This is a genomic window from Sphingomonas sp. IC4-52 (assembly GCF_020707225.1).
Classification (GTDB): domain Bacteria; phylum Pseudomonadota; class Alphaproteobacteria; order Sphingomonadales; family Sphingomonadaceae; genus Sphingomonas.
The window spans coordinates 367,923-392,789 of record NZ_JAJFEU010000001.1 but is presented as its reverse complement, the minus strand read 5'-3'; the positions used below and the strand labels follow the sequence as shown (position 1 = coordinate 392,789).

Sequence of the window (24,867 nt, the reverse complement as noted above, 5' to 3'; positions counted from 1 at the left end):
AAAGGCGTGCTGGTCCGACGCGTGAGTCGGGAGGAATTCTCTATTCGCGCCTGCGGCTGGCGAACAAAGGCTCGGCCGCCACAAGCGTTAATGCCCGCACCTCACCCGGCAGCGCCGCCTCACGTAACGTCGGCAGCGCCGTCCTGGGACGCTGGGTGAGGAGCCGTGGGGCATGCGCCGTCGCCGTCGTAGTGAGCGACCCCTCGGCCACCGCCTGCGCGCGATCCTGCGACCGCACGCTCGCGCCGACGCCGGACAGCGCCGAGAGCAAAGCGGACAGGAGGAGCAGCAGATTCATTTCAGCCCGGACATAGGGAGGCCGGCCGACATGGCCAACCCAAAAGCGTCACACTTCATTACGTCGGCAGCCGCCATACGATCCGCCGGGTGAACTCCCGCTTGTGGGACAAGCTCTTGGGGTCATAGCAGCCGCGCGCCATTATGGCACGGCAGCCAGCCTGATCCAGCAGATGGTGCCCACTTGATACGGCAATGCGGCACGAAGCAATCCGGCCATTGTCGCCGACCATCCAGCTGAGCGTCGTCGTTCCTTCCTGATCCTGCATGATGGCGTTAAGCGGATAATCATCGGCGGTGCCCCACTCCGCCGCTGGAGCGCAGGCTGCGTCTGGGTCGCTCTGCTCCGCAACCGTCGAGGGCCCGGCGCGGCTCGGCGGTGCCTCGGGCATGGACCAGCTGGCGATCTCCCGTTCGACAATGCTCGTGAGCAACATGATGATCGCGGTACCAAGCGCGACACAGGCGCCGATAACGATATAACCGCATCGGTCATGCTGCGGTGTCACGTAGCGCTCGACGCGCCACGCCAACCACGCTCGTGTCCCGCGGATGTACGATGGAGCCCCCTCACCCATCAAAACTGACCGCACGATCATGATCGGTCAATCACGCTTTTGGTGACTTTTTCATCGCGCGGCAGCATGGCAGTTTCATGTCACACGCCGTTTCTCCACTCGCCCTTCCATTCCCTGACCTGCCGTCAATCGATGGGGCCACGCCTCGCGTCGCGCGGGCGCGCTACAAGGAATGGGATCGCTGCGACCTCAGCTTCGTAACGCTTGATCCCGGCACGACGGTGGCGGGCGTGCTGACGCAATCGAAATGTCCCTCTCCGGAGGTGGAGTGGTGCCGAAGGGCGCTCGTCCTAGGCGAAGCACGTGCCCTCGTTGTGAATGCCGGCAATTCGAATGCGTTCACCGGCAATCGCGGCCGAGCGGCCGTCGAAGCGATCGCCGCTCGTGTCGCGGCCCAGCTTGGCTGCCAGCCATCCGACGTCTTCGTCGCCTCGACCGGCGTGATCGGCGTGCCGTTGCCAATCGACAAGGCGGAAGCCGGCCTCGATTCGGCCGTCAATGCCCGCCCCTGTGACTGGCGCGAGATCGCAGCGGCGATCGGCACCACGGACACTTATCCGAAAGGCGCCGTCACCACAGCTATCGTCGATGGACGCCCAATCACTCTGGTGGGCGTGATCAAGGGCTCGGGCATGATCGCCCCGGACATGGCAACCATGCTCGGCTTCATCTTCACCGATGCCGCTGTTGATGCGCCATTCCTGCAGGCCGCACTTTCGGCAGCGAACGGCCGCACTTTCTCGTGCATCACGGTGGATGGCGACACCTCCACCAGCGACACCGTGCTTGCCTTCGCAACCGGCAAGGCGGGAAATGCTCCGCTCACGGACGACGAAAGCGCAGGTGCCGACGCCTTCAGCGCGGCATTGTCGGATCTGTGCCACCAATTGGCCCAACTGGTCGTGCGTGATGGGGAAGGCGCGACCAAGCTCATCGAGATCACTGTGGAAGGCGCCACGAACGATCCGTCGGCGCATCGTATTGCAATGTCGATCGCCAATTCACCGTTGGTGAAGACTGCTATCGCGGGCGAGGACGCCAATTGGGGGCGGGTGGTTATGGCTGTGGGCAAAGCGGGCGAACCCGCAGAACGCGATCGGCTCGCGATCCGTTTCGGCTCGACGCAAGTGGCAAGCGGCGGTTTAGCGGTAGACGGCTATGATGAAGCGCCGGTCGCTGCGCATTTGAGAGGACAGGAAATCGAGATCGGCGTTGATCTTGGCCTCGGCGAAGGGCGCGCAACGGTGTGGACCTGCGACCTGACGCACGGCTACATTTCCATCAACGCCGATTATCGGAGCTGATCCAACCCGTGGATTTCCCGACGTTTGCGCCGAGACCGGGAACCCGCCGAGAGGGGCCGCTAGCTGCGCCCCTCTCATCATCTGACCGGGAAACCGGCGCGGTCATCAATAGACCGAGCCGGTGCCACCGATCGTCAGGCGAGAGCGCCTTCTAGCCAGGCCTTGATCCGCCCCTTCGGCTCAGCGCCGACCTTGGTTGCGGCAGGATTGCCGCCTTTGAACAGGATCATCGTCGGAATACCGCGCACGCCATAGCGGCCCGGTGCATCCGGATTCTCATCGATATTGATCTTTGCGATGGTGACCTGCTCGCCGAGCTCTTCGGAAATTTCCTCCAGGCTTGGGCCGATCATCTTGCACGGGCCGCACCACTCCGCCCAGAAATCCACGAGGACAGGCTTGTCCGACTGAATGACGTCTGCCTGAAAGCTGTCGTCGGTGATCTTCTTGGTGGCCATGTAACAATCTCCTTTGCGCACCGATTTAGGTTCGCGAAACGGGACACTCAACGACCCACGGGCAAGCTTTGCTCCGCCCGGGTCAAGCCCGGCTTGTGCGTCGCCAACAGGCTCTCGGGAAGGTGAATGAGCAACGGCGCCGATGTGTAGAGTAACGACGCTTCGACCGGACGGTCGGGAAAGATCACCGATAATGCCGCAACGTACGCGGCCATCTGGCGAACGTGATAAATGGGAACTGCGTCCAGCCCTGCAGGCGCGAATCGCCCCGTCTTGAAATCAACCAGTTGCACGCGCTCCGGCGTCACAAGCAAGCGATCCACGGTGCCGGTGATTACCAAGCCGCCTTCCACCACAGCGCTGATCGGCGCCTCGCCCAGGGAACTTGGGCCGAACAGCGGGGCGGACTCGGGATCGGCGAGGATCCCACATACCGTTTCGATTACGTCCGATCGCTCATCGGGATCCGACACTTGCCCGACCTGCAACAGCCAACGATCCGCCGCCGCCCGACGGCTCTCAGCGGGGACAGCCGGCAGGCGTTCGAAAAGGCCGTGGATCAGCCGACCACGCTCCGCCGCCGCGCGCATCGCAGGCGTGGGTGGTGGATCCGCAACGGCATCTTCACCGATCGACGAGGGGGCAAGCGGCCGGGGCGGACGGGTCTCCGGCGCCGCTGGCGTACGTGCCCAAGCGGGCAGTGGCTCAGCTTCGCTTGTTTCCGTTGTTCCGGGAGACTGCAAAGGCACGGGATCATCGGGTCGGATCCCGCGAAAAACACGGGTGTCGCCCTCGGGCACTCCCAACGCATCGAACGCGCGCCGAGCGGCCGCGTACCAGCTCGCCTCCGGCGGGCCGTTGCGATACTTGACGCTCAGCGAGCCTGCGATCACCAACCGCTCCTCCGCGCGGGTCGCAGCGACATAGAACAGGCGCCAGTGCTCCTGCAGTTCGCGCGTCTCCACTTGCGCTGCAACGTCTGCAATCGACCCGGCAAGCTCCGGCGGACGCGGCGGAATCACCGGGATCGGCGCGGTAGAACCATCCGGAGTCCACATCAGTGTCCCGCCTCGAGTGGCCTTCGGGTCCGCCGTGGCGTCCGCAAGGATCACGATTGGCGCTTGCAGCCCCTTCGCACCGTGCGCCGTCATGACGCGCACCGCGCTGAGCGCCCCTTCCGCCTCGCGCTTTACCTCCACTTCGCCGCGATCGAACCAGTCGAGGAAGCGCTGCAGCGACGGGGTTGCGGTTGTTTCGAAATCAAGCGCCGCGCTCAGCAGCTCTTCGATCGGATCGCGTGCCTCCTCACCAAGGCGGGACAGCAAGCGCCGTCGCCCTTCGAGCGGCCCGGAAAGGATCTCTTCGAGAAAGCGGTAAGGCGTCGTGAAATCCGCACGAGCGAGCATGCGGTCCAGTGGCCCGAGAAGATCTCGATGATGCTCGGACAGATGCCGCCACAGGCTACCCGTTCGGGGGACCGCGCGCGCGAGCAGCTCTTCCTGACTCCAGCCGATGAGCGGGGACACCAGCAGATTGGCAAGGCTTAGATCATCCTCAGGCTGGAGGACGAAGCGAATGGTGGCCAATAGATCCTGGACTGCGAGCGGCGCGTTCAACCGAAGGCGATCGACGCCCGCGACCGGCACCCCTTCCGCATAGAGGCGGGCCACCAGCAGCTGCGCAATCTCGCCGCGCCGCTTGACCAGCACCATGATGTCTTCGGGCCGGATCGGGCGACCCTTGCTTTCCAGAATGGCGCCGCTGTCGAGCCATGCGCGGATCTCGCGAGCAATACGCGTCGCATTGGCACGCACCGCATCGTCGATCCACTCTTCGTCGCCGCCGTCATCCTCGGCGTTGCCGACTGCGATGGGAGGCCACACCTCGACACAGCCAGGCCCCGGAACCTCGCTCGCGTGTGGAGGCATGGCAGCATCAAGCCCAAGCGCTTCCGAACCGAGTGCCTCGACCGCCGCATCGACAAACTCCAGGACCGGGCGCGTGGAGCGGAAGGAGGATACCAGCGAAAGCTGTTCAAACGGGAGGCCGCGTTCATCCGCCGGCATACGGTCATCGCCGGCTACCAGAGCCGCCTTGCGTGCGAAATGCATTTCCGCCGCCCGAAAGTTGATTGGATCGGTACCTTGGAAGCCGAAGATGGCTTGCTTGTGATCACCCACGGTGAACAGCGTACGCATGGACGGCGCATAGACACCGCGACCCACGAAATACTCGTCCACCAGCGCACGTACGATGCGCCACTGCGCGACGTTCGTGTCCTGCGCTTCATCGATCAGCACATGCTCGGTCGTCTGGTCGAGCTTGAACCGGACCCAGTCGCCGATGCCTGGCACCTCCAGCAAGCGAACGGTTGCCCCGATCAAATCGTCAAAGTCGACCAGCCCTCGCCGCCGCTTGGCGGCGCTATAGGTGCGCGCATATTCACGCCCGACCGTCAGAGCCTCAGCCAGCAGATCGGCATAGGCAGCACGCACACGCAACGCGAGCAGCTCTCCGCAGGTGCCGTGCAGGCGCATGGCGAGGTCGGCATATTCCGGATCCGCCGGTGCTTGCCCCTTCACGAATGATCGCGGAACGCCATCGGTTTTCGCCCAAACCAGATGAAGCTGGTCAAGCGTTGCGGCTCGCTGCTCAGTGCCTGCCGACAGCCAGGTCGCAATCGTGTCGGCCCGCGACGAGCCTTTCTTACCACCCCAGCCGCGGTTCAGGGCGCCGATCACCTCGAGTGCAGCACGATCGATTGAGTCATCACCGCAGGCATCGCGGATGTGATCCTCAACATCGCCAGCTGGGAGATCCAATTCGCGGCGCAACCACGGCTGGATGCCAGCGGGCAGGTCGTCCAGCGCAGCGGCAGCACGGGCACAGTCGTGGAGGTATCGTTCCGCCCCTGCCTCCCCCAAGCGGATACTGAGCTTGCCGATCGCTTCCAGCGGACCAGCACGGCCCTCCTCTTCCGCCGTAACAAGCAGATCCGCCAGCGTACCGCGAGCGAGGACCGCTTCCTCGCGCGCCTCGATGGGTCGGAAACCCGGAACAAGTCCGGCTTCCGCCGGGAAGGCTGCTAAAAGCCCCTGGCAGAAGCCGTGAATGGTCTGAATGCGAAGGCCACCCCCGGGCGCGTCGAGAACCTTCGCGAACAGAGTTCGCGCCCTGTCTCGCTGCGCAGGATCTCCTGGCTCCCCAAGCGCGATGAGGTCCGCAAACAGATCGCGATCCTTCATTCGCACCCATGCGGCCAATCGCTGACTGACGCGGGCCGCCATTTCGGCGGCACCCGCCTTGGTGAACGTCAGGCAAAGGATCGCCGAAGGTTCCACGCCCCTGAGAAGCAACCGGAATACGCGGGCAGACAGCACCTGTGTCTTGCCCGTGCCGGCCGAGGCGGAAAGCCAAACATGCGCGTCGGGCGCGCTGGCCCGGCGCTGCTCACCTCTCAGCGGGGGAAGGGGGCGGGCGCCCGAGGAACTGCTCACTTGGAAGGGCGATCCGCTTGGGCAAACTTAGTTGTCACGGCCATACCATTCATCGCGACGCATCAACTGATCATATTCGGCGTAGGGCGCATATTCGGGATGGAGCTTGGCCACGAACGCCTCGTCGCCAGTGAGCCATCGCGAAGTCGCTTCCGCGAACACGGCGCGAGCCTTATCGACGAACTCGCTGGTGATGATCCGGTCGTTCTTTCCGTTTGGATCGACCGGCGTGCTTACGCTTCCAAATGATGAGTCGCGGTTTTTGGCCAGCGACCAATATTCAAAGGCACCTGCTTTGCCCGTGATACTGGCAAACCCACCTGCCTCCGCGATCGCGCCGAGCAGTCCGAGCTGCATAGAAAAGCCAGCTCGAACGGCCGCGGCGGAAGGCGCCTTGCCGGTCTTGTAGTCGACGATTGCCAGCATTCCGTCCGGCAGAAGATCGATGCGATCGAACCGGCCCGAAAGTTCGATGCCGGCAATCGTCGCCATGCCCTTCCCCTCCGCGGCAAGCACCTTGCGCCCGGCTTTCTGCTCATCCGCCATGCGCTGAGCGATCCACTCCACTGCGGCAAGCAGCCGGGGTTGCCAAAGAACCCGAACCAGCGGGTGGGTACCGGGATCACCCAGCATCTCGATCGCGAGCGGCCCAAGAGCGTCCACCCGACAGCCGGTATCCCGCGCCCATCTCTCCAAAACGCTGTGGACGGCGGTCCCGCGCCATGCGGCAGTCGGGTCCGCATCGACCGGATCAAGTGCCACAAGTCGAAGGATCCTGTGGGCATAGAAGGCGAACGGATCGGCCTTCAAGCGATCGACCTGAGTTACGGACATAGCCAGCGGGCGTAGTGCGGCGGGTGGATTGGGCGCCGGCCGAGCGGCGGGTTGGGGCGTGCCGCCGTCGTCAATCAGCCGGCTCCAGCCTTCGAGCCGTCGATCGCGTGCACGATCGAACTCATCGCCCGCCATTGCTGCGAGCCGCAGCCATAAGCGCGACGGGATCGCCGGTGCGCGAGCATCCCTGCGCGAACGTGTGATGAGCACGTTGGGCGCACCAAGCCCCTGTCCGAAATCATGCGCGGCAACACCGATCGCCCTTTCAAGTCCGGGAAGACCAAGGGCAACGCGGATGCGCGGAGCCAACCAAGGGTCCGGCGCAGTACTTCCCGGCCAGACTCCCTCATTTAATCCGCTGAGGATCATCAGGTCCGCCGATTGGAGGCGGGCTTCGATCAGGCCGTAAATGGCGAGCCGCGGGTGCCCGCCTTGCGGCGGTCGAATCGCGATCTCGTCCATCAGCAGGCGCAACGTGGGCGCCAGTTCCTGGGGCGTTACAATGGCGGGCCCCAGCGCTGCCTCGGCCTCCAGCTCGGTGAGCAGGTCGGCCGCCGCTCGTCCCGCTGGACCGCTCCAGGCATCGTCGCCGGCCAGCGCGCTTGCCGCATTGCGCAACGCCGCGATCAGGACCGGCAGGGGCGCGGCGCCATCTCCGAACGATGCTGCGAGCGGATCGAGCAATGGACGCAGCTCCGCCCACCACGCGCCCGTACGATCGCCGAGGTGCGCTTCGATCCCGTCCAGCCCAGGCGCAGGCCTTGGACCTCGCAGGCTCCGGTCCAATCGCCGTACACCCTCTAGCCAAGCGCCCCGCCTCTCACCAGCGCGCACCAGTGGATGCTTCAGCAACGTGAGGAGCGCGAGGGGCGCAAAACGGTCGGTCGCCGCCTCGATGATAGCGGTCAGCAATGTGCCTGGTGGCGTGATCGACAGGGGACGGCCGGCGCTGTCGTCAACGTCCAGTCCCCAGCGCGCACAATGCGCCGAGACGCGACGCGCCAGCGCACGGTCTGGTGTCACGAGGGCGGCGGTGCGGCCCCGGTCTTCCACCGCTTCCCGCAGCGCAAGGGCGACGGCTTGCGCTTCCTCTGCAGGACTGGAGAGCTCCGCGATCCGCACCCCTGCAAGTTGGCGCTGCTGCGGCCGCAACTCGGTCCAGCGAGCAGTGTAGTCCGCCGGCGCAAGCGCGGTTGCGATCGTTCTGCCACGTGCAGCAGAGGCATCATGGTCGCTGCCGTCGGGCCAAAGCGCGACATCGTCGCGCGCGAACCCCATTCGCGACAGCAGCTGCTTGAGATGAAACTGCGGATGCACCTCGATCGACCGGGCTGTCCGGCCAGTGATCGGATGGGGCTGATGAGGGCCGAGCGCCTGCCACTCGACCTCCTCCATCGCGCGGTCCAGACCGGCAAGCACGACCAGTCCGTTATCCAGCTTCGCTATCCGGCCGAGCAGCGCAGCCACGGCCGGCGCCGCATCCGTAATGCCGGCGGCGCAAACGAAACCCGCCGGGCCGCCCTGCCCCCAACGCTCCTCCAACCGCCGCAACAGCATGACTCGGCGGGCCGAGCTGTCGATCCGGCCCATTCGGGCAAGCTCCGCCGGCCAGTGATCCAGCACCACCCGAAACAGCTCCAGCGCCTCGCGCCAGTGCTCGGTCAAGTCCCCAAGATCCAGCTCCGCAAGGCGGCCGGGATCCACCTCTTCAACGATCAGCTGGTCAAGGGTACTCGCCAGTTCGCCCGCCAACCGGACGGCCTCTGCCGTATCCAATGCGGGCTTGGCCTGCTTGACCAGGCGAGCCAGGATCATGCGACGACCAAGCACCGAGACGGCAGGCGGCGGCGGATCAGCTGCGTCGGCAGGATCGAGCGCCGCCCCGATCGCTTCGCCAAGGTCATCCGCGCCGATGGCCACGAGACGCGGCAACACCAACGCACCACCGCGCGCGCGCACAAAGGCGTTGGTGACTGCGAGCTTCGCTCGATTGTTCGGCAGCAGAACCAGCCCGCGCGCCAAGCCTAGCGGATCGCCGCCGAAGCGCCGGATCAGCCCGGCGACCAACGCATCAGCAAAGGCGCGGTGGGGAGGAATGGTGAAGAGCCGAGGCCCTCTCCGCTCACCCATCGATCAACAGCGCTTCCGCCCTGGCGATTGCGGCAGGTGTGCCAACATCGACCCATAGACCCTGATGGACAACGCCATAGGCGCGGCCCGCGGCGATTGCCCGTTCCCAGAACAGCATCGTGGAAAACGGACCTTCAGGCGCATCCACAAGGATTGCGGGGTTGAGGATTTGCACACCGATAAAGACGAACGGTGCGAGCCGTCCTGGACGTCGGCGTGCGGTGATCCGGCCGTCCGCGCCGATGTGAAAATCGCCCTGCCCCCTGTGACAATGCGCGCGTGCTAATGGGACCAGCAACAGCAGGACGTCCATTTCCGCCGGGTTCCACCGCGCGGCCAGAAGCGAGAGGGCGTCGATGGGTCCGTCCAACCAGTAATTGTCACTGTTAACGACAAAGATCGGGTCTGCGCCAAGCAGCGGCTTGGCCTTCATCAGCCCGCCGCCTGTCTCCAGAAGCTGCGCACGCTCATCGGAGATCTCGATCTCGATGCCCTCGATGGATGACAGATGTCCTTCCAACGTATCCGCGAGGTAATGGGCGTTGACCACCGCCCGCTTCACGCCCGCGGCGCGGAGATGATCAAGCGTGTGATCCAGCAGTGTTTTGCCGGCCACTTCAATCAACGGCTTGGGCCGCGTTGCGGTCAGTGGCCGCATACGCTTTCCGAGGCCGGCAGCCATGACCATCGCCGTCTCGGGCATGTAGGCCTCGATTTCCGGCCGGATCAAACGCGGCTTGATCATTTCGCGCTCAGTAGCAGTGGATCGCCGCGCAATTCGACGGGAATGTTGGCGTTGAACCAACGTGCAACCGGCGCTAGTTCAGGGCAAGCCAAGTCACGCTCCAGATAGGACCAGACCCTGGGACAAAGGCTGGGATAGCGGTCCTTGCCGTCGCGCTTCCAAAGACGAGTGAAGATGCCGATGATCTTGGCATTTCGCTGCGCGCCGAGGACATGGTAGGCGCGCATAAAGCCCTCGCCCTCACCCGTCGCGCTTCGATAACGCTCCAGCATCGCCTGCTCCAGCGCAGGATCCACGTCACGCCGGGCGTCCTGCAGCAGCGACACCAAGTCGTAAGCGGCATGTCCGGCGAGCGCATCTTGGAAGTCTAGCAACCCCAAGGAACGGGACGCACCGACCAGCATCAGATTTTCCACGTGATAATCGCGAAGCACGGTGACCGCCCGATCGCAACTTACATGGTGCAGAACGGCGTCCCACGCATCGACATACCCGGCCGTGTCGACCTCCAGTCCCACCGCCGGGCAATACCATTCGACCAGAAGCGCCGCCTCCCGTTGCAGCTCCGCCCGATCATACGCGCGCCAGGCGCCCGCCGGGTGATCGCGGAGCGCGACGAGAACGTCGACCGCAATGGCATACAGGGTGCTCGCAGCACCAGGATCGGCATCAATCGCCTCGCGCATGCGATCGTTGCCGAAATCTTCGATAAGGACGAGCCCATGCGCCTCATCGATGGCGTGGATCTTTGGGGCACCGAACCCGCGCTGCGTCAGCCATTTCGCCACCGCTATGAACGGTCGCGGGTCCTCATGTGGCGGAGGCGCGTCCATCAGCACGGCGGTGCGCGCACCGTCGACAACACGAAAATAGCGTCGGAACGAGGCATCACCGGCTAGCGGTAGCACCGTTGCTCCGCCCCATCCGTGCGCAGCGAGAAAGGTGTGCGCTTCGGCGGGCGGCGTCATGTCTAGGACCATCGGCGCTCCCATGCCGCGGGCGTTTCCCAAGTCAAGCGCCGCGCGCCGTCTGGTTCAATGGCGAGTGTAAGTCGTAGCGCATCCGGCCATGCTCCCGCACCCGCACGGTCCGGCCATTCCACCACCAGCGCAGAGTCAAGCAAGGCTTCATCCAGGCCGAGCTCCTCGAGCTCATGCGAACCATCCAGCCGATAAAGATCGACGTGGAGGACAGGAAGTCGCACCTCCGGGGGGTCATAGGGCTGAACGATGGCGAAGCTGGGGCTCGGCGCCTCCCCGATGAGGCCGAGGCCGGCCAGCAACCCGCGCGCGATGCTCGTCTTTCCCGCGCCAAGCGGACCGGAAAGAGCGATGACGTCGCCCGGCTGAATCATCGTCGCGAGACGAGCACCGACAGCTTCGGTTTCGACCGCATCGGCCAGGCGACAGCTCCCAATCGTCATCGCGGCAGCTCTGCTTTTACCAAGGTTCCCACGCCAAGTTCGCTGACCAGCGAGATATTACCGCCATGCGCTTCGACAAACTGTTTTGCCAAAGGAAGGCCGAGATCCAGCGCGCGCACGCCGCGTGTTGTCGTGGGCTGGGCAAACCGGTCGAACGCATGCCGCGCGGCGTCCTCGTCCATCCCGCCGCCATCGTCCGACACGATGATGCGGGCCGTCTCTTCCTCGCCATCCACGTGAAGCAACACCCGCCCCCCTGAAACGGTGGCATTGATGGCGTGCCGAAGCAGATGCTCCACTGTCTCTCGGATACGCCGAGGGTCTCCGTTCACCTGCCCTGCACTCGGGTCGATCTCTACCGCGAAGTCGATGTCTCTCTCCCCGGCCGCTCCTTGCACCGCCGCAGCTGCCGAGCGCGCGATGTCCCCAAGATCGACCATTTCCCGCTTCAAGGGCATGTCACGCTCGCCCTGCGTCAGATCGAGCACTTCATCGATCAGCAGGCCAAGGCGACTGACCGATTCGAGGATCGCGACCACATATTGATCCGCCTGCTGGGTCAGCTTGCCGGCATAGCCGGCGTGCAACATTTCTGCGAAGCCGCTGATCGACGTCAGCGGCGTCCGCAATTCGTAGCTCATGTTGGCAACGAACGCCGTCTTTACCTTGTTGGCAGCCTCAAGCGCCGCGGCGCGATCGCGTAGCGCCTGTTCGGCGCGACGGCTATCGCTGATGTCCAGCATCGTGAACAGTGCGTTGCCGTCTGGCAGAGGCACCGCCGCGAACGCAAAGTGGCGACCATCCGCGAGTGCCACCCGCCCGTTCCGCTGCTGCCGATCAGTAGTGGCGGAACGGACAAGATCCGTCACCAGCGTCGCGCGATTGGGCGTCCGCAGCTTGGGCGCAATCTTCTCCGCCACCGCATCGACCCGCGGGTGGCTGCTGAGGAACTCCTCCTCGAACTCCCAAAGCGCGCGGAACCGATTGTTCCACAACTGAAGCCGACCGTCAGCGGCGAAAACGCCAAGCGCTTCAAAGAGATTGTCGAACGTGGCGGTTCTCACCCGAAGCAGGGTGTCCCTGGCAGAGGCGAGTTGCACCTCTTCCGTCCGATCTTCGAAAATAAGCAGCAGCCCGCCGTCGGGCAGCAATTGCGCAAGCACCCGAATGTGCACCCCGCCCGGCAGGTGCCAGGTTTCCTCAGTCGCCGCATCCGTACGGGTGAACCAGTCGCGGCGCTCGGCTTTCCAGCCCGGGAAATCCCGCACCTCTGGCAACCGGTTCGCTTCCCGCATGCGCTCAAGCACCCGGTCGAATTCGGGCCGATCGGCCATCCACTCGCTGCGCATCGCGAACATGCGCCGGAACGGCTGGTTGCAGAACACCATCGACCGGTCGCGTCCAAACTGAGCCACGCCGGCGGAAAGCCGATCAAGCATGGCGCGCTGTGCAACGGCAAACCGCTGTTCGCGAGCGCGAGCCTCTTCGAGTTCCTCGACATCGATGGCGAAACCCGCGACGCCCCCGCCTGGCAACGGAACATCGTAAAGCTGCATCGAACGGCGAGCACCGCCGATGGTCGCGGGAAGTACGCGGACCTCGGGCCGGCCAGACTCTCGCGCAGCCGTGGCACCGGCGAGTGGGCCACCCTGGCCGGATCCCTCGATCAACTCCAGGCCACGTGCCACAACGTCCGCAGCGTCCGCGCCTTCTACCGCCTGAACATAGGCCGTGTTGACCATCGACAACCGCAGGTCTGGTCCGCGATACCACATGGGTAGCGGGGCCGCTTCGATCAGGCCGGTCAACGCATGGAACGCGTCGCGAACCTCGGCCTGCTCGATCGCCAGTCGCTCCACCTCTTCCTGTGCTTCGCTGGCGTCATGTACCCAGATCACCACGTCCGCACTTACCGTGCCCACCGGGGCTCGGGCACCGCGCAGCATCAGCGTGCGCGCGGCCCCGCGCGGACGCACCTGTCGCACGAATGGCTTGCCCGAGCGCTGGACCGTGATCACGTCGGCGAGAAGCTGCTCAGCATCTCGCGGATCAAGTCCGCCGCCCGCCGCGCTCAATCCATCAAAGTCGGTCGGCGGCTGAACAAGGCCGAACAGGTCCGCAATGCGTGGAGGCATCTCCAGTCGATGGTCCGCGCGCACCAGAATCGGCTGCATCGGCGCGCCCGCCAGCAATCCTTCGGCGAGTTGCAGCCGCGCCCGCTGATCCGCTGCCGACGCAAGCGCTCTCAAGCCGCGGTTGAGCACCATGGTAGCCGCGCCCACCAGCAACAACAGGACGGCGCCGGCGGCGATCAACATGGGCGTGGTCAAGAAAGAGGCGAGTCCGTGATGATGTCCGCTACTTCTACGCCCGCAGGCCGCAAAGTGAACAGCCTACATCTCTCCCCGCGCACGGCGGATCGCATACCATTTCGCGACGTTCGCATTGTGCTGCTCCAGCGTGTCCGCAAATACATGGCCGCCGGTGCCGTCAGCCACGAAGTAAAGCGCCGAAGTCGTCGCCGGATCAAGAACGGCGTCTATCGATTGCCGGCCCGGGTTTGCGATCGGCCCAACAGGCAGCCCAGCACTGGCGTAGGTGTTGTAACCGTTCTTCGCCTGGAGCTCGGATCGTTTGATCCGCCGCCCGAGCGGCTTTCCCTTGGTGATAGGATAGATGACCGTCGGATCTGCCTGAAGCGGCATCCCCCGCTTCAAGCGGTTCGTGTAAACGGCGGCCACCATCCGCCGTTCGGATGGCTTGCCCGTTTCCTTCTCAACGATGGAGGCTAGGACAATGGCCTCTTCAGGCGACTTCACGGCAATCCCCGGCTTGCGCTTCTTCCACGCCGTCGCAAGATAATCCGCCATCGCCTTCTGCATGCGGGCAACGATTGCCGTGCGCGTATCGTTGAGCTGATATGCGTAGCTGTCCGGTAGAATCGAGCCTTCCCGCGGCACTGCAACCTGTCCGGTCAAACCCTCCGCGCGAATGAGCGCCTCGTGGACCAGAATGGACGGATAGCCCTCCGGTACTGGAATCAGCCGCTGGCGAACCTTGCCCTGTTCGAGCAGCGCCAGAATGTCCGAGGCGCTGGCGCGCGCCGGGATTGCATACTCGCCAGCCTTGATCGGCTTGCCAGTGCCGAACACCCGAGCATAACCGCGAAAACGCCAAGCGGAGCGGATCGCGCCCTGCTTTTCCAGTTCCCCGGCTGCCCGTGACAGGCTCGCGCCTTCCGGAACCACAACGGCGAGTGGCTTGGCCGCCGGGCCCTCCCCTGACCAATCGCGCGCAACCCAGAAGAGCGCGGCGATCAGCCCCAGCCCGATCAGCAGTCCCAGGCAACCGACCTTGCGCATCATTTCACCCCGGCGGTGGCCGGATCCCAGTTCATGGCCGGCCGAGAAGAATGTCCCGGCCGGAGCCGGGACAAGCAGTTGTTATCAGATGGCCTTCAGCACCAGCGAGGCGTTGGTACCGCCAAAACCGAAGCTGTTGTTCAGTACCGCCTTGACCTGCCGCTTCTTCGCGACATGCGGCACTAGGTCGACACCGGCGCAATTATCGCTCGGATTGTCGAGGTTCAGCGTCGGCGGCACGATCTGATCGCGCATCGCAAGGATGCAGAAGATGCTTTCTACCGCACCAGCGCCACCGAGCAGGTGACCGATGGCCGACTTCGTCGATGACATGGAAAGCGAACCAACATGATCGCCGAACAACCGTCGAACCGCGCCAAGCTCCAGTTCGTCTCCGAGCGGAGTGGAGGTGCCATGGGCGTTGATATAGTCGATGTCTTCCAAGCGAAGACCAGACTTGCGCATCGCCATTTCCATCGAGCGGAACGCACCCGAACCTTCCGGATGCGGCGCCGTGACGTGATAGGCGTCGCCCGACAAACCGTAGCCGATAACTTCGGCGTAGATCTTCGCGCCGCGCGCTTTCGCACGCTCATATTCCTCAAGCACGACAACGCCCGCGCCTTCGCCCATGACGAAGCCGTCGCGATCTTTGTCGTACGGGCGGCTCGCCTTCTCCGGCGTATCGTTGAAGTTGGTACTGAGCGCACGTGCCTGCGCGAAGCCGGCGATGCCCAGCGGGCAAATCGCGCCTTCTGCGCCACCGGCGAGCATCACGTCGGCGTCGTCCATGGCAATCATGCGGGCGGCGTCGCCGATCGAATGTGCACCTGTGGAGCAAGCGGTCACAACCGCATGGTTCGGGCCCATCAAGCCGTATTTGATGCTGACCTGGCCCGAGATCAGATTGATCAGCCTGCCATGCACGAAGTGCGGACTGACGCGCCCGGGCCCCTTTTCATGGCGAACGATCGACTCGCTTTCGATACCCGGCAGGCCCCCGATGCCAGCGCCGATCGAGCAACCGGCCCGGTAACGCTCCGCCTCCGTCATCTCCGTCAGGCCTGCGTCTTCCAAAGCCTGGCCGGCCGCATCGATGCCGTACACGATGAACGGATCGACCTGGCGCTGGATCTTGTGATCGACCCGCTTGGAAGCGTCGAAGCCATATTCGTGGCCTGCAGGCTTCACCTCGCAAGCGATGCGGCATTTCTGGTCAGACGCGTCAAAGCGCGTAATCGGCCCGGCGCCAGATTTGCCGGCGATGAGATTGGCCCAAGCTAGCTCCACCTCAGCCCCAAGAGGGGTGACGAGGCCAAGACCGGTGACGACGACGCGGCGCATTGCGCTACTCCATGAACGTTACAACGAAACGGCTCCCCGCCCTCTGGCCGGGGACGGGGAGCCGCTCAAATCCGGGCCGAGGCGGCGGCAGGCTCGAAGCCTCCGCGCCCCGTTCGCGATCAGCCCTTGTGCTCGTCGATATAGGTGATCGCATCACGCACGGTAGTGATCTTCTCGGCAGCGTCGTCCGGAATTTCCACCCCGAACTCTTCTTCGAACGCCATCACCAGCTCGACAATGTCGAGGCTGTCCGCGCCGAGATCGTCGATGAAGCTCGCGTCCTCGGTCACCTTGTCGGCTTCGACGCCGAGATGCTCGACGACGATCTTCTTCACGCGGTCGGCGGTCTCGCTCATATATATTCCCTTTGTTTCGTCGGGGGGTTGTTGAATCCTGAACGCAGGTAGAACGGGGTGCGTTGCGATACAAGTCTGCTTTAGACCATCGCCATCCCGCCGTTCACGTGCAGGGTCTGGCCGGTGACATAGCCAGCCTCCCGCGATGCCAGATAGACGACAGCTGCGGCCACGTCTTCCCCGGTTCCCAGATCGCCAGCCGGAATCTTCGTGAGAAGCGCGGATTTCTGCGCTTCCGGCAATACATCGGTCATCGCGGACCGGATGAAACCGGGAGCAACGCAGTTAACCGTGACGTTGCGGCTTGCGAGCTCCTGCGCCACCGCCTTTGACATGCCGACAAGGCCTGCCTTGGATGCCGCGTAATTCGCCTGGCCCGGATTGCCGGTCTGCCCGACCACCGAGGTGACCGAGACAATTCGGCCGAAGCGCTGCTTCATCATCGGTTTTGCGGCTGCCCGCATCAGACGGAAAGCAGCCTCAAGATTGACTCGAATGACTTGGTCCCATTCGTCGTCTTTCATCCGCATGGTCAAATTATCGCGCGTTACACCCGCATTGTTGACCAGAATGTCGAGACGTCCGCCAAGAGCTTCCACCGCCGCGGGAACCAGCCCGTCCACTGCTTGCGCATCCGCCAGGTTGGCCGGCACCGCAACGTGATCGCCGCCAAGCTGGCCGCAGAACGCATTTAATTTATCCGCATTGGATCCTGAAACGACCAGGCGTGCCCCCTGAGCGGCGAGGGCCTGCGCAATCGCCGAGCCGATGCCGCCCGAGGCGCCCGTCACCAGCGCGGTCATCCCTGTGAGGTCAAACATTCAAATCTCCCGAATTCACACGAACCGCGGCCCGCTGGTATGCGGTCGAGGAACCTTCCACGTGCGTATTTGGTCCGACCAGTTGCCGAACTTACAAGCCCTTCAGCAGCGCCTCGAGATCGTCCATGGACACGATGCTAACTGCCTGCGCGTCAGGGGCGATCCGCTTGACCATCGGTGACAGCACCTTGCCGCCAAACTCCACGAACTCTGTCACGCCAGCATCAACCATCGCCAGCACCGATTCGCGCCAACGCACCATTCCTGTAACCTGTTCTACCAAGAGGCGACGGATCGTATCCGGATCGCTCACCGGTGCTGCAGTGACATTCGCGTACACCGGGACCAGGGGAGCGGCGACCTTAGCCTCTGCCAGTGCCTTCTCCATCGCATCTGCGGCAGGCTGCATGAGCGGGCAGTGAAATGGAGCGGAAACCGGAAGAGCAACGGCACGCTTGGCTCCGTGGTCTTTCGCCAAAGCGATGGCACGATTAATCGCCGCCTTCGCGCCGGAGATCACCACCTGACTGGGATCGTTGTCGTTCGCGACTGTGCAAACCTCGCCTTCGGCCGCCGCCGCGGCAATGGCTTGCGCCTTGGGAAGGTCAGCGCCCAGCAGAGCCGCCATGCCGCCCTCACCCACTGGCACCGCTGCCTGCATCGCCTGACCGCGCAGCTTCAGCAGCTTTGCCGTGGTGGAAAGGTCAATCGCCGCGCCGGCGCATAGCGCGCTATATTCGCCCAGACTGTGACCAGCCACGAAGTTCGCCTTTTCGGCCAGGCGAACGCCGCCTTCCTTCTCGAGAACCCGCAGCGTTGCAATGGCATTTGCCATGATCGCTGGCTGCGCATTCTCGGTCAGCGTCAGTTCGTCCGCTGGCCCTTCCGTCATGAGCCGAAACAGGTTCTGGCCAAGCGCCTCATCGACCTCGCCGAACACCTCGCGCGCATGGGAACTCGCGGCCGCGAGCGCTTGGCCCATGCCAACGGACTGACTGCCCTGCCCCGGAAAGATAAACGCTCGCATCTGCCTCTCCCAAATCGAAGAGGCGCCGGGTAGGCGCGTCAGGCCGGCGGGGTCAACCGCCCTGCGGTCGAACCAGCACCATCTCCGGGCTTGGCGCAAACATACGGCGTGAGATGGCGCTGGGCACCAAAGGCTCCAGTCCGAGCCACCGAAGCAATGCGCCGAGCCGCGTCGGGGGAGAGGGATAGCGCGCGATCACTACACCTTTCGGCGCATGAGTCGCGGGCGCCACGACGAGGTCGCCCGGTTGTGCCGGAAGCGGCCGAATGTTGGTCTGACGCAGGAACGCCATCGGGATATCCGAGCGCGCTACATCATTAGGCGCGCCGGCGACAACGGCTTGCGGGTGGGCTTCCGCTGCAATCAACAAGGCTTCCATGGGCCATCTCGGATGAGCGTTTCCTACACTCACCAGCAACAGATTGGTTGAAACCAGCACCGCCAGAACCATGATCCGGGCCCAGGCACGAATACGGTCGAGCCACAGGGCCACGAGGATGACTGCAGCAAGGGCCGCCAGCATGAAATATCGCGGGTTAAGCACCAGCTTGGCGTAAAGGGCCGATACGAGAATGAAGCTGCTGCCCGCCATGGCCGCAAGCAACAGAAAGGGCGCTCGCCGCGCGACCGGCAATCTCGTCCAGCACCGACCGACGCAGGCGATCCCCGCGATCCAGAACAGGAGCCCGAAATCATCGTTGATTAACAATACGAGCAGAGGATCGATCGGCGCCCACAGAAGGAAGTTTCCCTCGTGATTGGCTGCCCGATTGATATGCTCGTCGTGATGAAACGCGATCGCATAGCGTCGCAGAGGATCACCAGTTAGCGCATATTGGAAGAGCGCTTCTCCCACGAGCACCATCGCGGCACCAATGCCGCACGCCATCAGCACACGACGCGGTAGAGGCCTACCGATCAGAAACAACGGGCCAAGCACCATCAGCGGAAGAACACTTGTTTCCCGACACAGCACGGCGGTCCCGAACATGACGCCGCCCAAACCTGCGCGCAGGAGCCCTCCCGGATCCTCCCTGCTGGAGCCAAGAAGCCACGCCCCGACCACGAGAGCGGCCGCCTCGATCAGATCGACACTTACCGTCGTCGCATGCGAGACCACCACAGGAAGAGTGGCAGTCAGCAAGGCAGCGATCCATCCGGCGCGCGGACTCCCGACCGCGGCAGCGAAGCCGCCGACCACCACCACAAGAAGAACGTAAAACAGCATCGCGGTGACTGCGAAAGCGGCGAAGTTGTTCCCAACGACTGCGATCACGGCAGCGAACGTCAGCGTAAGCGGAAAGCGGGTGGACCAGTGATCGCTGCCGGCAAAAGGAGGATCAACAAGCCAGCGCACTGCTCCGGCATGATAGAGCGAGTCGTCGGACGCCATGAACCCGATCCAGCCGACGTAGAGCGCCGCCGCCATCGCGACCACGACGAGCCCAAACCACGTCGCCGCACGCACCCGGCACGAAGCGCCGTCGTTCTCGACCAGCGCTGTCTTGTCGCTTCTCGAACGGCGCGGTGGGAACATGGTCGTCATCTTCGGCAGTGATAACTCGATCCCATGTACAAATGCTTGCCTGCTGAACCGTTGTTCAGCGTGCCCGCCTTTTTGGCGACAGTTCGCTACGAAATGCCGCGCCCAAGCCGTCCCGCAGGATACCTACGAGGTCCAGACATCTCTCCGACGCGATCGTTCAGGCGCCGCTTGCGGAAGCGCGAAGGAGATTTCAGATGTTCAAGAAGCTGGTTCAGGTGACAGTTGCGGCCTCGCTGGTCGCCACCCCGATGATTGCCGCGACGGCGGAGGCACAGGCGCGTCGTCAGGACCGCCACGTGACCACGACCGTGCAGCACCACCCGGAGTACAACCGTCAAGAAGACGACCATCGTCCCACCGCTGCAGAAGCAGTGCTCATGGCACAAGGGCGAGCGCTTTGATCGTCGCTATGCCCAGAACTATCGCACCATCGACTATCGCCAGTATCGCAGCCGCCATCTCTACGCGCCGGCCCGCAGTCAGCAGCAGGTGCGCTCCGGCAACGACGCTGTGCTTGTTGCGGTCAGCAGCGGGATTGTGGCGGCCGCACTTGCGAACGCCCTGCGGTGGCGCTTGATTTCTTCGGGATTTCCGGTACGGGACCGGGCAGCACAGGCGGGGAGCATCGTCTCCTCGCCTTCGCTATTTTTGGACGACAGTCGGAGGGGCATGGCACGGGGCCATGTCAGCGATCGGCCAACGAAGGAAAGCACATGGCTCTTTACGAGCACGTGTTCCTTGCGCGCCAGGATTTGGCACAAGCGCAGGTGGACACGATGGCGGAAGCCATCACCAAGATCGTCGAAGATCATCAGGGCAAGGTCGTCAAGACCGAGACCTGGGGCCTGCGCAGCCTTGCTTATCGCATGGTGAAGAACCGCAAGGCTCATTACGTGATGATGGAGATCGACGCACCGGGCGATACCGTCGCCGAGATCGAGCGTCAGCACTCCATCAACGAGGACATCATCCGCTACATGACCGTCAAGGTTGACGCGCATGAGCAGGGCCCGTCGGTGATGATGCGCAAGCAGGAGCGGGACCGCGAGCGCGGCCGCCGTCGTGAAGAGGAGAACGCATAATGGCACGTCCCTTCTTCCGCCGTCGCAAGAGCTGCCCCTTCTCGGCGAAGGACGCTCCCCGGATCGACTATAAGGACGTGCGGCTGCTGCAGGGCTTCGTGTCCGAGCGTGGCAAGATCGTCCCCTCGCGCATCACCTCGGTGAGCGCCAAGAAGCAGCGCGAGCTCGCCCAGGCGATCAAGCGCGCCCGTCACCTGGGCTTGCTGCCCTACGTCGTTAAGTAAGGAGAAGAGCAGATGGACGTCATTCTGCTTGAGCGCGTCGAGAAGCTCGGCGGCATCGGCGACGTAGTGAAGGTGAAGGATGGCTTCGCCCGTAACTACCTGCTGCCGAACAAGAAGGCGCTGCGCGCCAACGAAGCGAACCGGAAGGTTTTCGAAGCCAACCGTGCACGGATCGAGGCTGAGAATGCCAATCGTCGTGGCGAGGCCGAGAAGGAAGCCAAGACCTTCAAGGACGTGTCGGTCACCATCATCCGTCAGGCGTCGAACGCCGGTCAGCTCTACGGCTCGGTCGCGGTCCGCGATCTGGTCGATGCGCTGAACGATGCTGGCCACAAGGTCGCGAAGTCTGCGGTCATTCTCGACCGCCCGATCAAGGCGATCGGCGTGTACGACATCCGCGTCGCCTTGCACCCGGAAGTGTCCGTGACGGTGAAGGTCAACGTCGCGCGTTCGCCTGAAGAGGCGGAGCTGCAGTCGCAGGGCGTCGACGTGATGGCGCAGGTCTTCGAGGAAGGCCGTGACCAGGGCGGCTTCACGGAAGAGTATGACGCGAACGCCGAGCCCGGCGCGAGCGCCGAAGTCCGCGAGGAATCGGCCGAGGGCTAACCACCCTCGCGTAGGACAAGACAAAAGGCCCGTCAGGCGTCATGCCTGGCGGGCCTTTCGTTATGAGTTGCGCTCGCCGACCACATTCATGCGTGGCGCTCGGCCCTGGATACAAGCCGCCGCCGCGAGCGAGTACCGGTGGCTGATCGGCTCGATGCACTGCTCACTCCGGAGACAACCGGCCTCACGCTGCATCTGCTTGGCCCATCCAGAGCACGAGCCTCGCCGACCGGCACGCGCGTGACTCAGGCGCGCTCAGCGCGGCTCTGCCAAGCGCTTCGTACCATTTGCTGGACGCGCGCACGGCTACGCTCGGACAGCGCGCGGAGTCGTTCCCCCGCGGCCGAGATCCCCGATGAACGATCCATCCCCTCGACCTGCATGACCCAGAGCTGACGGAACGCGCCGCCGGGACGGCGGAGCAGCTGTTGAGGGGGGCCATCCTCGATGACGCGGCCGTTCGACAGAACCACCACCCGGTCGAAATTAACGACTGTGGACAGGCGATGTGCCACGGCGATGACTGTGCGGTTCTGGATCAGCGCCTCCAGCCCGTTCTGGACTTCAAGCTCCGACTCGGAGTCCAGCGCTGACGTTGCCTCGTCGAGCAGCACGATACGCGCGTTCTTCAGAAAGGCGCGGGCGATGCCGATCCGCTGCCGTTGTCCGCCCGACAAGTTGGTGCCGCGCTCGCCGACAATACTGTCATACCCGTGTGGCAGCCGACGGATGAAGTCGTCGCATCCCGCCGCCTCCGCAGCTCGGAACACCTCATCATCATCCGCGTCCGGACGGGCGAAACGGATGTTCTCCATCACCGATCGGTGGAACAGCAGCACTTCCTGCGGCACCACCGCGATCGCGTCGCGCAGGCTCTCCTGCGTTACTATGTCGACACGTTGACCATCGATCATGACATGACCGGCCTGGGGATCATGAAATCGCTGGGCCAGTTGAAGCAGCGATGACTTTCCCGCGCCGGAGGGCCCTACAATGCCGATCTTCTGCCCCGCTGGGATTTCCAACGACAGATCATGAAGCACGGGGTGGCGCGGATCATAGCCGAAAGTGACATGGCTGAACTGTACCCGACCCTCTCCCACCCGCAGCCGCGCAGCACCTGGGGCATCACTCAGCGTCTGAGGCACGCCGATAATGTCGAGCGTCTCCCGCAGATAACTGAACTGCTGGCTGACATCGATCAGAGCCATGGCGAGGTCGCGTGAACCATGGAGAATGCGGAAGGTCATCGTGCTGATGATCACCACGTCCCCGGTGGTGATGGCGCCGTTTGACCAACGCCCGATTGCCCAGATCAGCGTACCGCCGACGAAGATGGCGAGCGAGAGATCGTGGAGGCCGCGCATCCGCTCGACGAAGAACCAACCACGGCGCTGGGCCACGGCCTCATCGTCAAGAAATCCCCGCAGCCGCGACAGTTCTCTTTCACCGGCGGCAAAGGCCTTCACTACCCAGATGTTGCCGATCAAATCGACCAGTTCGCCACCGACCGTACCGGCATGCTCAGCAAAGGCCTTGTGGTGCACATGCCCGCGCAGGCCAAGCAGGACGAGTCCGGCCGTTACGACAATGAATATCGCCCCAAGAACCAAGGCCATGGTTCCGTCGATCGTCACGAAGATGATCATGGCGCCGGCGAACGCGATGAGCGGCGGTGTCACTTCTTGAAGGAGCCGGTGGATGATTGCGCCAAAGATCCCCGCCAGGCCCGAAATCCGGTGCCCAAGCGAACCGGCTCGCTGGTTCTGGAAAAAGGGCATTTGGTGGCCCGTCAGATAGTCCACCATGTCGAGCCGAATGCCGACGCCCGATACCACGGTAGCATGGCCGAGAGTCAGCGCGGCCATCCGCTGGAGCAGACTTTCAAGAACTACCAAGCTCAGGAATAATGCCAGGGCCGTGTAAACGAGCGATCGGACGCGATCGGCACTGGTCATCGCATCGATCAACAGCTTCATGGCATATTGGACGCCAATCGAGCTTACCGACGCACCCGCAACCAGTACGCCCAGCAGCAGAAAGATCCATGGACGCGCGGCCACGTAATGCAGCAGAAAGCGCGTTGGGCTGATCAGGAAGGGCATTCTTGCTTACAGTGCAGTTTGAGCCATGATCCAGCGCCGTCGACGGTTCACGGCTGACCATCCGGGAGCGCATTCAGCCGAGCTCACGATGACTTCAGGCTGTGGAACGCCGCGCTTATAGAATAACGGCGGGGAGCAATCGATCCGACACATTGCGGCGGCAATTGCGTCAGCGATCGCTCAGGCGCCACCCTCCAGGCGTTCTCTTCCGTCATGCTGTGCCAAGATCGCGACGAGCGCTGTCACACGCTCCCGCAATTCTTCCAAGCCTTGCGTATCATATCCACGTGACATGGTGCCAGGCACATGAAGAGCCGCTTCTCGAAGCGCCCGCCCCTTGTCCGTCAGCGTGATTAGAACGCGGCGCTCGTCCGCCGAGTCGCGGCGGCGATCAAGCAATCCGTTGCTCTCCATCCGCTTGAGCAGCGGGGTCAGCGTTCCACTATCAAGGAAAAGGCGCGTACCCAGTGCGCCGACCGTCTGCGGCTCCTCTTCCCACAATACCAGCAGGACAAGGTATTGCGGGTAGGTGATACCAAGACTGCGCAACACGGGCGTGTACAGTCTGTTGATCAGATTGGTGGCAGCATAAAGCGGGAAACATACCTGCCGGTCCAGCCGGAGTGGATCATCCGTATGTGCCGCCACCTGATCCTTCATCGAGTAGACACGTTCAACGTGACGTCCACGTTGCCCTTCACTGCGTTCGAATATGGGCACACCGCGTGCGCAGCCTTGACGATCTCTTCTGCCTTGGCCTGATCCACGCCAGCGATCGTGACGTCCAGCGTCACAGCCAGGTTGAAACCGCCCCCAGCACCAGGCAGCAAGCCGACCTCGCCGATCACCTCGATATCGCCATCGCGAACCTTGTCTGCCTGCGCGCGGGTCACGTGAATGACAGCGTTTTCAAAGCAAGCGGCATAGCCCGCGGCGAATAGCTGTTCCGGATTGGTTGCGCCACCCTTGCCGCCCAACTCTTTAGGCATGGCCAGAGAAAGATCGAGAATACCGTCGTCACTGCGCACCGTGCCGCTGCGGCCCCCCACTGCGGTCACCTTGGTGGAATAGAGCGTGCCCATCTTCAATCTCCGATTTCTGCAAAACCAGAGTTAGATTGCGCGCAAT

General features: G+C 63.6%; 23 protein-coding genes and 1 pseudogene. 6 read left to right on the top strand and 18 right to left on the bottom strand.

Translation table 11 applies throughout. The annotated features are described in order from the left end of the window. Positions 1 to 40: 40 nt before the first annotated feature. Positions 41 to 298 carry a hypothetical protein gene (locus LK535_RS01845; protein WP_227770190.1) on the bottom strand — a complete coding sequence of 86 codons (258 nt, stop codon included), beginning with the start codon at positions 296 to 298 and terminating at the stop codon, positions 41 to 43. 58 nt (positions 299 to 356) lie between these two features. After that, entirely contained in the window at positions 357 to 830 is a 474-nt protein-coding gene (locus tag LK535_RS01840) for a TonB family protein (protein ID WP_227770189.1), read from the bottom strand. Positions 831 to 952: 122 nt separating this feature from the next. Between LK535_RS01840 and argJ the strand changes: the two genes are divergently transcribed. Next, entirely contained in the window at positions 953 to 2,179 is a 1,227-nt protein-coding gene (gene argJ / locus LK535_RS01835) for a bifunctional glutamate N-acetyltransferase/amino-acid acetyltransferase ArgJ (protein ID WP_227770188.1), read from the top strand. Positions 2,180 to 2,313: 134 nt separating this feature from the next. Here the strand turns inward: argJ and trxA are convergent, their stop codons facing one another. From trxA to LK535_RS01770, 13 genes are all read right to left on the bottom strand, one after another. Next, positions 2,314 to 2,637, bottom strand: coding sequence for a thioredoxin TrxA (gene trxA, locus LK535_RS01830; RefSeq protein ID WP_227770187.1), 324 nt, complete (start codon positions 2,635 to 2,637; stop codon positions 2,314 to 2,316). Between the two features lie 47 nt (positions 2,638 to 2,684). Beyond that, the gene (gene addA, locus LK535_RS01825; protein ID WP_227770186.1) at positions 2,685 to 6,134 is read right to left on the bottom strand and encodes a double-strand break repair helicase AddA; all 3,450 of its coding nucleotides are present in this window, start codon (positions 6,132 to 6,134) and stop codon (positions 2,685 to 2,687) included. A gap of 27 nt (positions 6,135 to 6,161) precedes the next feature. Then, positions 6,162 to 9,098, bottom strand: coding sequence for a PD-(D/E)XK nuclease family protein (locus tag LK535_RS01820; RefSeq protein ID WP_227770185.1), 2,937 nt, complete (start codon positions 9,096 to 9,098; stop codon positions 6,162 to 6,164). Beyond that, entirely contained in the window at positions 9,091 to 9,843 is a 753-nt protein-coding gene (locus tag LK535_RS01815) for a nucleotidyltransferase family protein (protein WP_227770184.1), read from the bottom strand. The genes LK535_RS01820 and LK535_RS01815 overlap by 8 nt, the downstream gene beginning before the upstream one ends. Continuing rightward, the gene (locus LK535_RS01810) at positions 9,840 to 10,811 is read right to left on the bottom strand and encodes an aminoglycoside phosphotransferase family protein (RefSeq protein ID WP_415837093.1); all 972 of its coding nucleotides are present in this window, start codon (positions 10,809 to 10,811) and stop codon (positions 9,840 to 9,842) included. Before LK535_RS01810 ends, LK535_RS01815 begins: the two co-directional genes overlap by 4 nt. 2 nt (positions 10,812 to 10,813) lie before the next feature. After that, complete coding sequence (gene tsaE / locus LK535_RS01805; protein WP_227770182.1) at positions 10,814 to 11,266, bottom strand: tRNA (adenosine(37)-N6)-threonylcarbamoyltransferase complex ATPase subunit type 1 TsaE; 453 nt, start codon at positions 11,264 to 11,266, stop codon at positions 10,814 to 10,816. Then, on the bottom strand, positions 11,263 to 13,584 hold the full coding sequence (locus LK535_RS01800) for a sensor histidine kinase (protein WP_227771038.1): 2,322 nt from the start codon (positions 13,582 to 13,584) through the stop codon (positions 11,263 to 11,265). The genes tsaE and LK535_RS01800 overlap by 4 nt, the downstream gene beginning before the upstream one ends. 75 nt (positions 13,585 to 13,659) lie before the next feature. After that, positions 13,660 to 14,628: an endolytic transglycosylase MltG gene (gene mltG / locus LK535_RS01795; RefSeq protein WP_227770181.1), complete on the bottom strand. Its 969-nt coding sequence runs from the start codon at positions 14,626 to 14,628 to the stop codon at positions 13,660 to 13,662. A gap of 84 nt (positions 14,629 to 14,712) precedes the next feature. After that, positions 14,713 to 15,972 carry a beta-ketoacyl-ACP synthase II gene (gene fabF, locus LK535_RS01790; protein WP_227770180.1) on the bottom strand — a complete coding sequence of 420 codons (1,260 nt, stop codon included), beginning with the start codon at positions 15,970 to 15,972 and terminating at the stop codon, positions 14,713 to 14,715. Between the two features lie 119 nt (positions 15,973 to 16,091). Further along, positions 16,092 to 16,328, bottom strand: a complete 237-nt coding sequence (locus tag LK535_RS01785) for an acyl carrier protein (RefSeq protein ID WP_046410516.1) — start codon at positions 16,326 to 16,328, stop codon at positions 16,092 to 16,094. A gap of 80 nt (positions 16,329 to 16,408) precedes the next feature. Further along, positions 16,409 to 17,149 (bottom strand): 3-oxoacyl-[acyl-carrier-protein] reductase, encoded by a 741-nt coding sequence (gene fabG, locus LK535_RS01780; RefSeq protein ID WP_227770179.1) that lies wholly within the window; start codon positions 17,147 to 17,149, stop codon positions 16,409 to 16,411. Positions 17,150 to 17,240: 91 nt separating this feature from the next. Beyond that, positions 17,241 to 18,176: an ACP S-malonyltransferase gene (gene fabD, locus LK535_RS01775; protein WP_227770178.1), complete on the bottom strand. Its 936-nt coding sequence runs from the start codon at positions 18,174 to 18,176 to the stop codon at positions 17,241 to 17,243. A 52-nt stretch (positions 18,177 to 18,228) separates the two neighbouring features. Further along, positions 18,229 to 19,713 (bottom strand): glycosyltransferase family 39 protein, encoded by a 1,485-nt coding sequence (locus LK535_RS01770; protein ID WP_227770177.1) that lies wholly within the window; start codon positions 19,711 to 19,713, stop codon positions 18,229 to 18,231. 203 nt (positions 19,714 to 19,916) lie between these two features. Here LK535_RS01770 and LK535_RS01765 point away from each other — a divergent pair, with 203 nt between their 5' ends. The 5 genes and pseudogenes from LK535_RS01765 (at position 19,917) to rplI (ending at position 21,634) form a co-directional block, all read left to right on the top strand. Continuing rightward, a complete protein-coding gene (locus tag LK535_RS01765) occupies positions 19,917 to 20,123 on the top strand; it encodes a hypothetical protein (protein WP_227770176.1) in 207 nt (68 codons plus the stop codon). Continuing rightward, positions 20,071 to 20,205 (top strand): annotated as a pseudogene (locus tag LK535_RS16725) (hypothetical protein); the annotation flags it as partial. The gene LK535_RS01765 and the pseudogene LK535_RS16725, both read left to right, overlap by 53 nt. Before the next feature lie 230 nt (positions 20,206 to 20,435). Beyond that, positions 20,436 to 20,804 (top strand): 30S ribosomal protein S6, encoded by a 369-nt coding sequence (rpsF, locus tag LK535_RS01755; protein ID WP_231022467.1) that lies wholly within the window; start codon positions 20,436 to 20,438, stop codon positions 20,802 to 20,804. Continuing rightward, positions 20,804 to 21,028: a 30S ribosomal protein S18 gene (gene rpsR / locus LK535_RS01750; protein WP_007403456.1), complete on the top strand. Its 225-nt coding sequence runs from the start codon at positions 20,804 to 20,806 to the stop codon at positions 21,026 to 21,028. The genes rpsF and rpsR overlap by 1 nt, the downstream gene beginning before the upstream one ends. A gap of 12 nt (positions 21,029 to 21,040) precedes the next feature. Continuing rightward, a complete protein-coding gene (gene rplI, locus LK535_RS01745) occupies positions 21,041 to 21,634 on the top strand; it encodes a 50S ribosomal protein L9 (protein ID WP_227770175.1) in 594 nt (197 codons plus the stop codon). Between the two features lie 245 nt (positions 21,635 to 21,879). Here rplI and LK535_RS01740 read toward each other — a convergent pair whose 3' ends face one another. The 3 genes from LK535_RS01740 to LK535_RS01730 all read right to left on the bottom strand — a co-directional run bounded on the left by LK535_RS01740 (position 21,880) and on the right by LK535_RS01730 (position 24,821). Then, positions 21,880 to 23,739, bottom strand: a complete 1,860-nt coding sequence (locus LK535_RS01740; RefSeq protein WP_227770174.1) for an ABC transporter ATP-binding protein — start codon at positions 23,737 to 23,739, stop codon at positions 21,880 to 21,882. Between the two features lie 180 nt (positions 23,740 to 23,919). Further along, positions 23,920 to 24,399, bottom strand: coding sequence for a MarR family winged helix-turn-helix transcriptional regulator (locus LK535_RS01735; RefSeq protein WP_227770173.1), 480 nt, complete (start codon positions 24,397 to 24,399; stop codon positions 23,920 to 23,922). Beyond that, entirely contained in the window at positions 24,396 to 24,821 is a 426-nt protein-coding gene (locus tag LK535_RS01730; RefSeq protein WP_227770172.1) for an organic hydroperoxide resistance protein, read from the bottom strand. The genes LK535_RS01735 and LK535_RS01730 overlap by 4 nt, the downstream gene beginning before the upstream one ends. Positions 24,822 to 24,867: the final 46 nt, after the last annotated feature.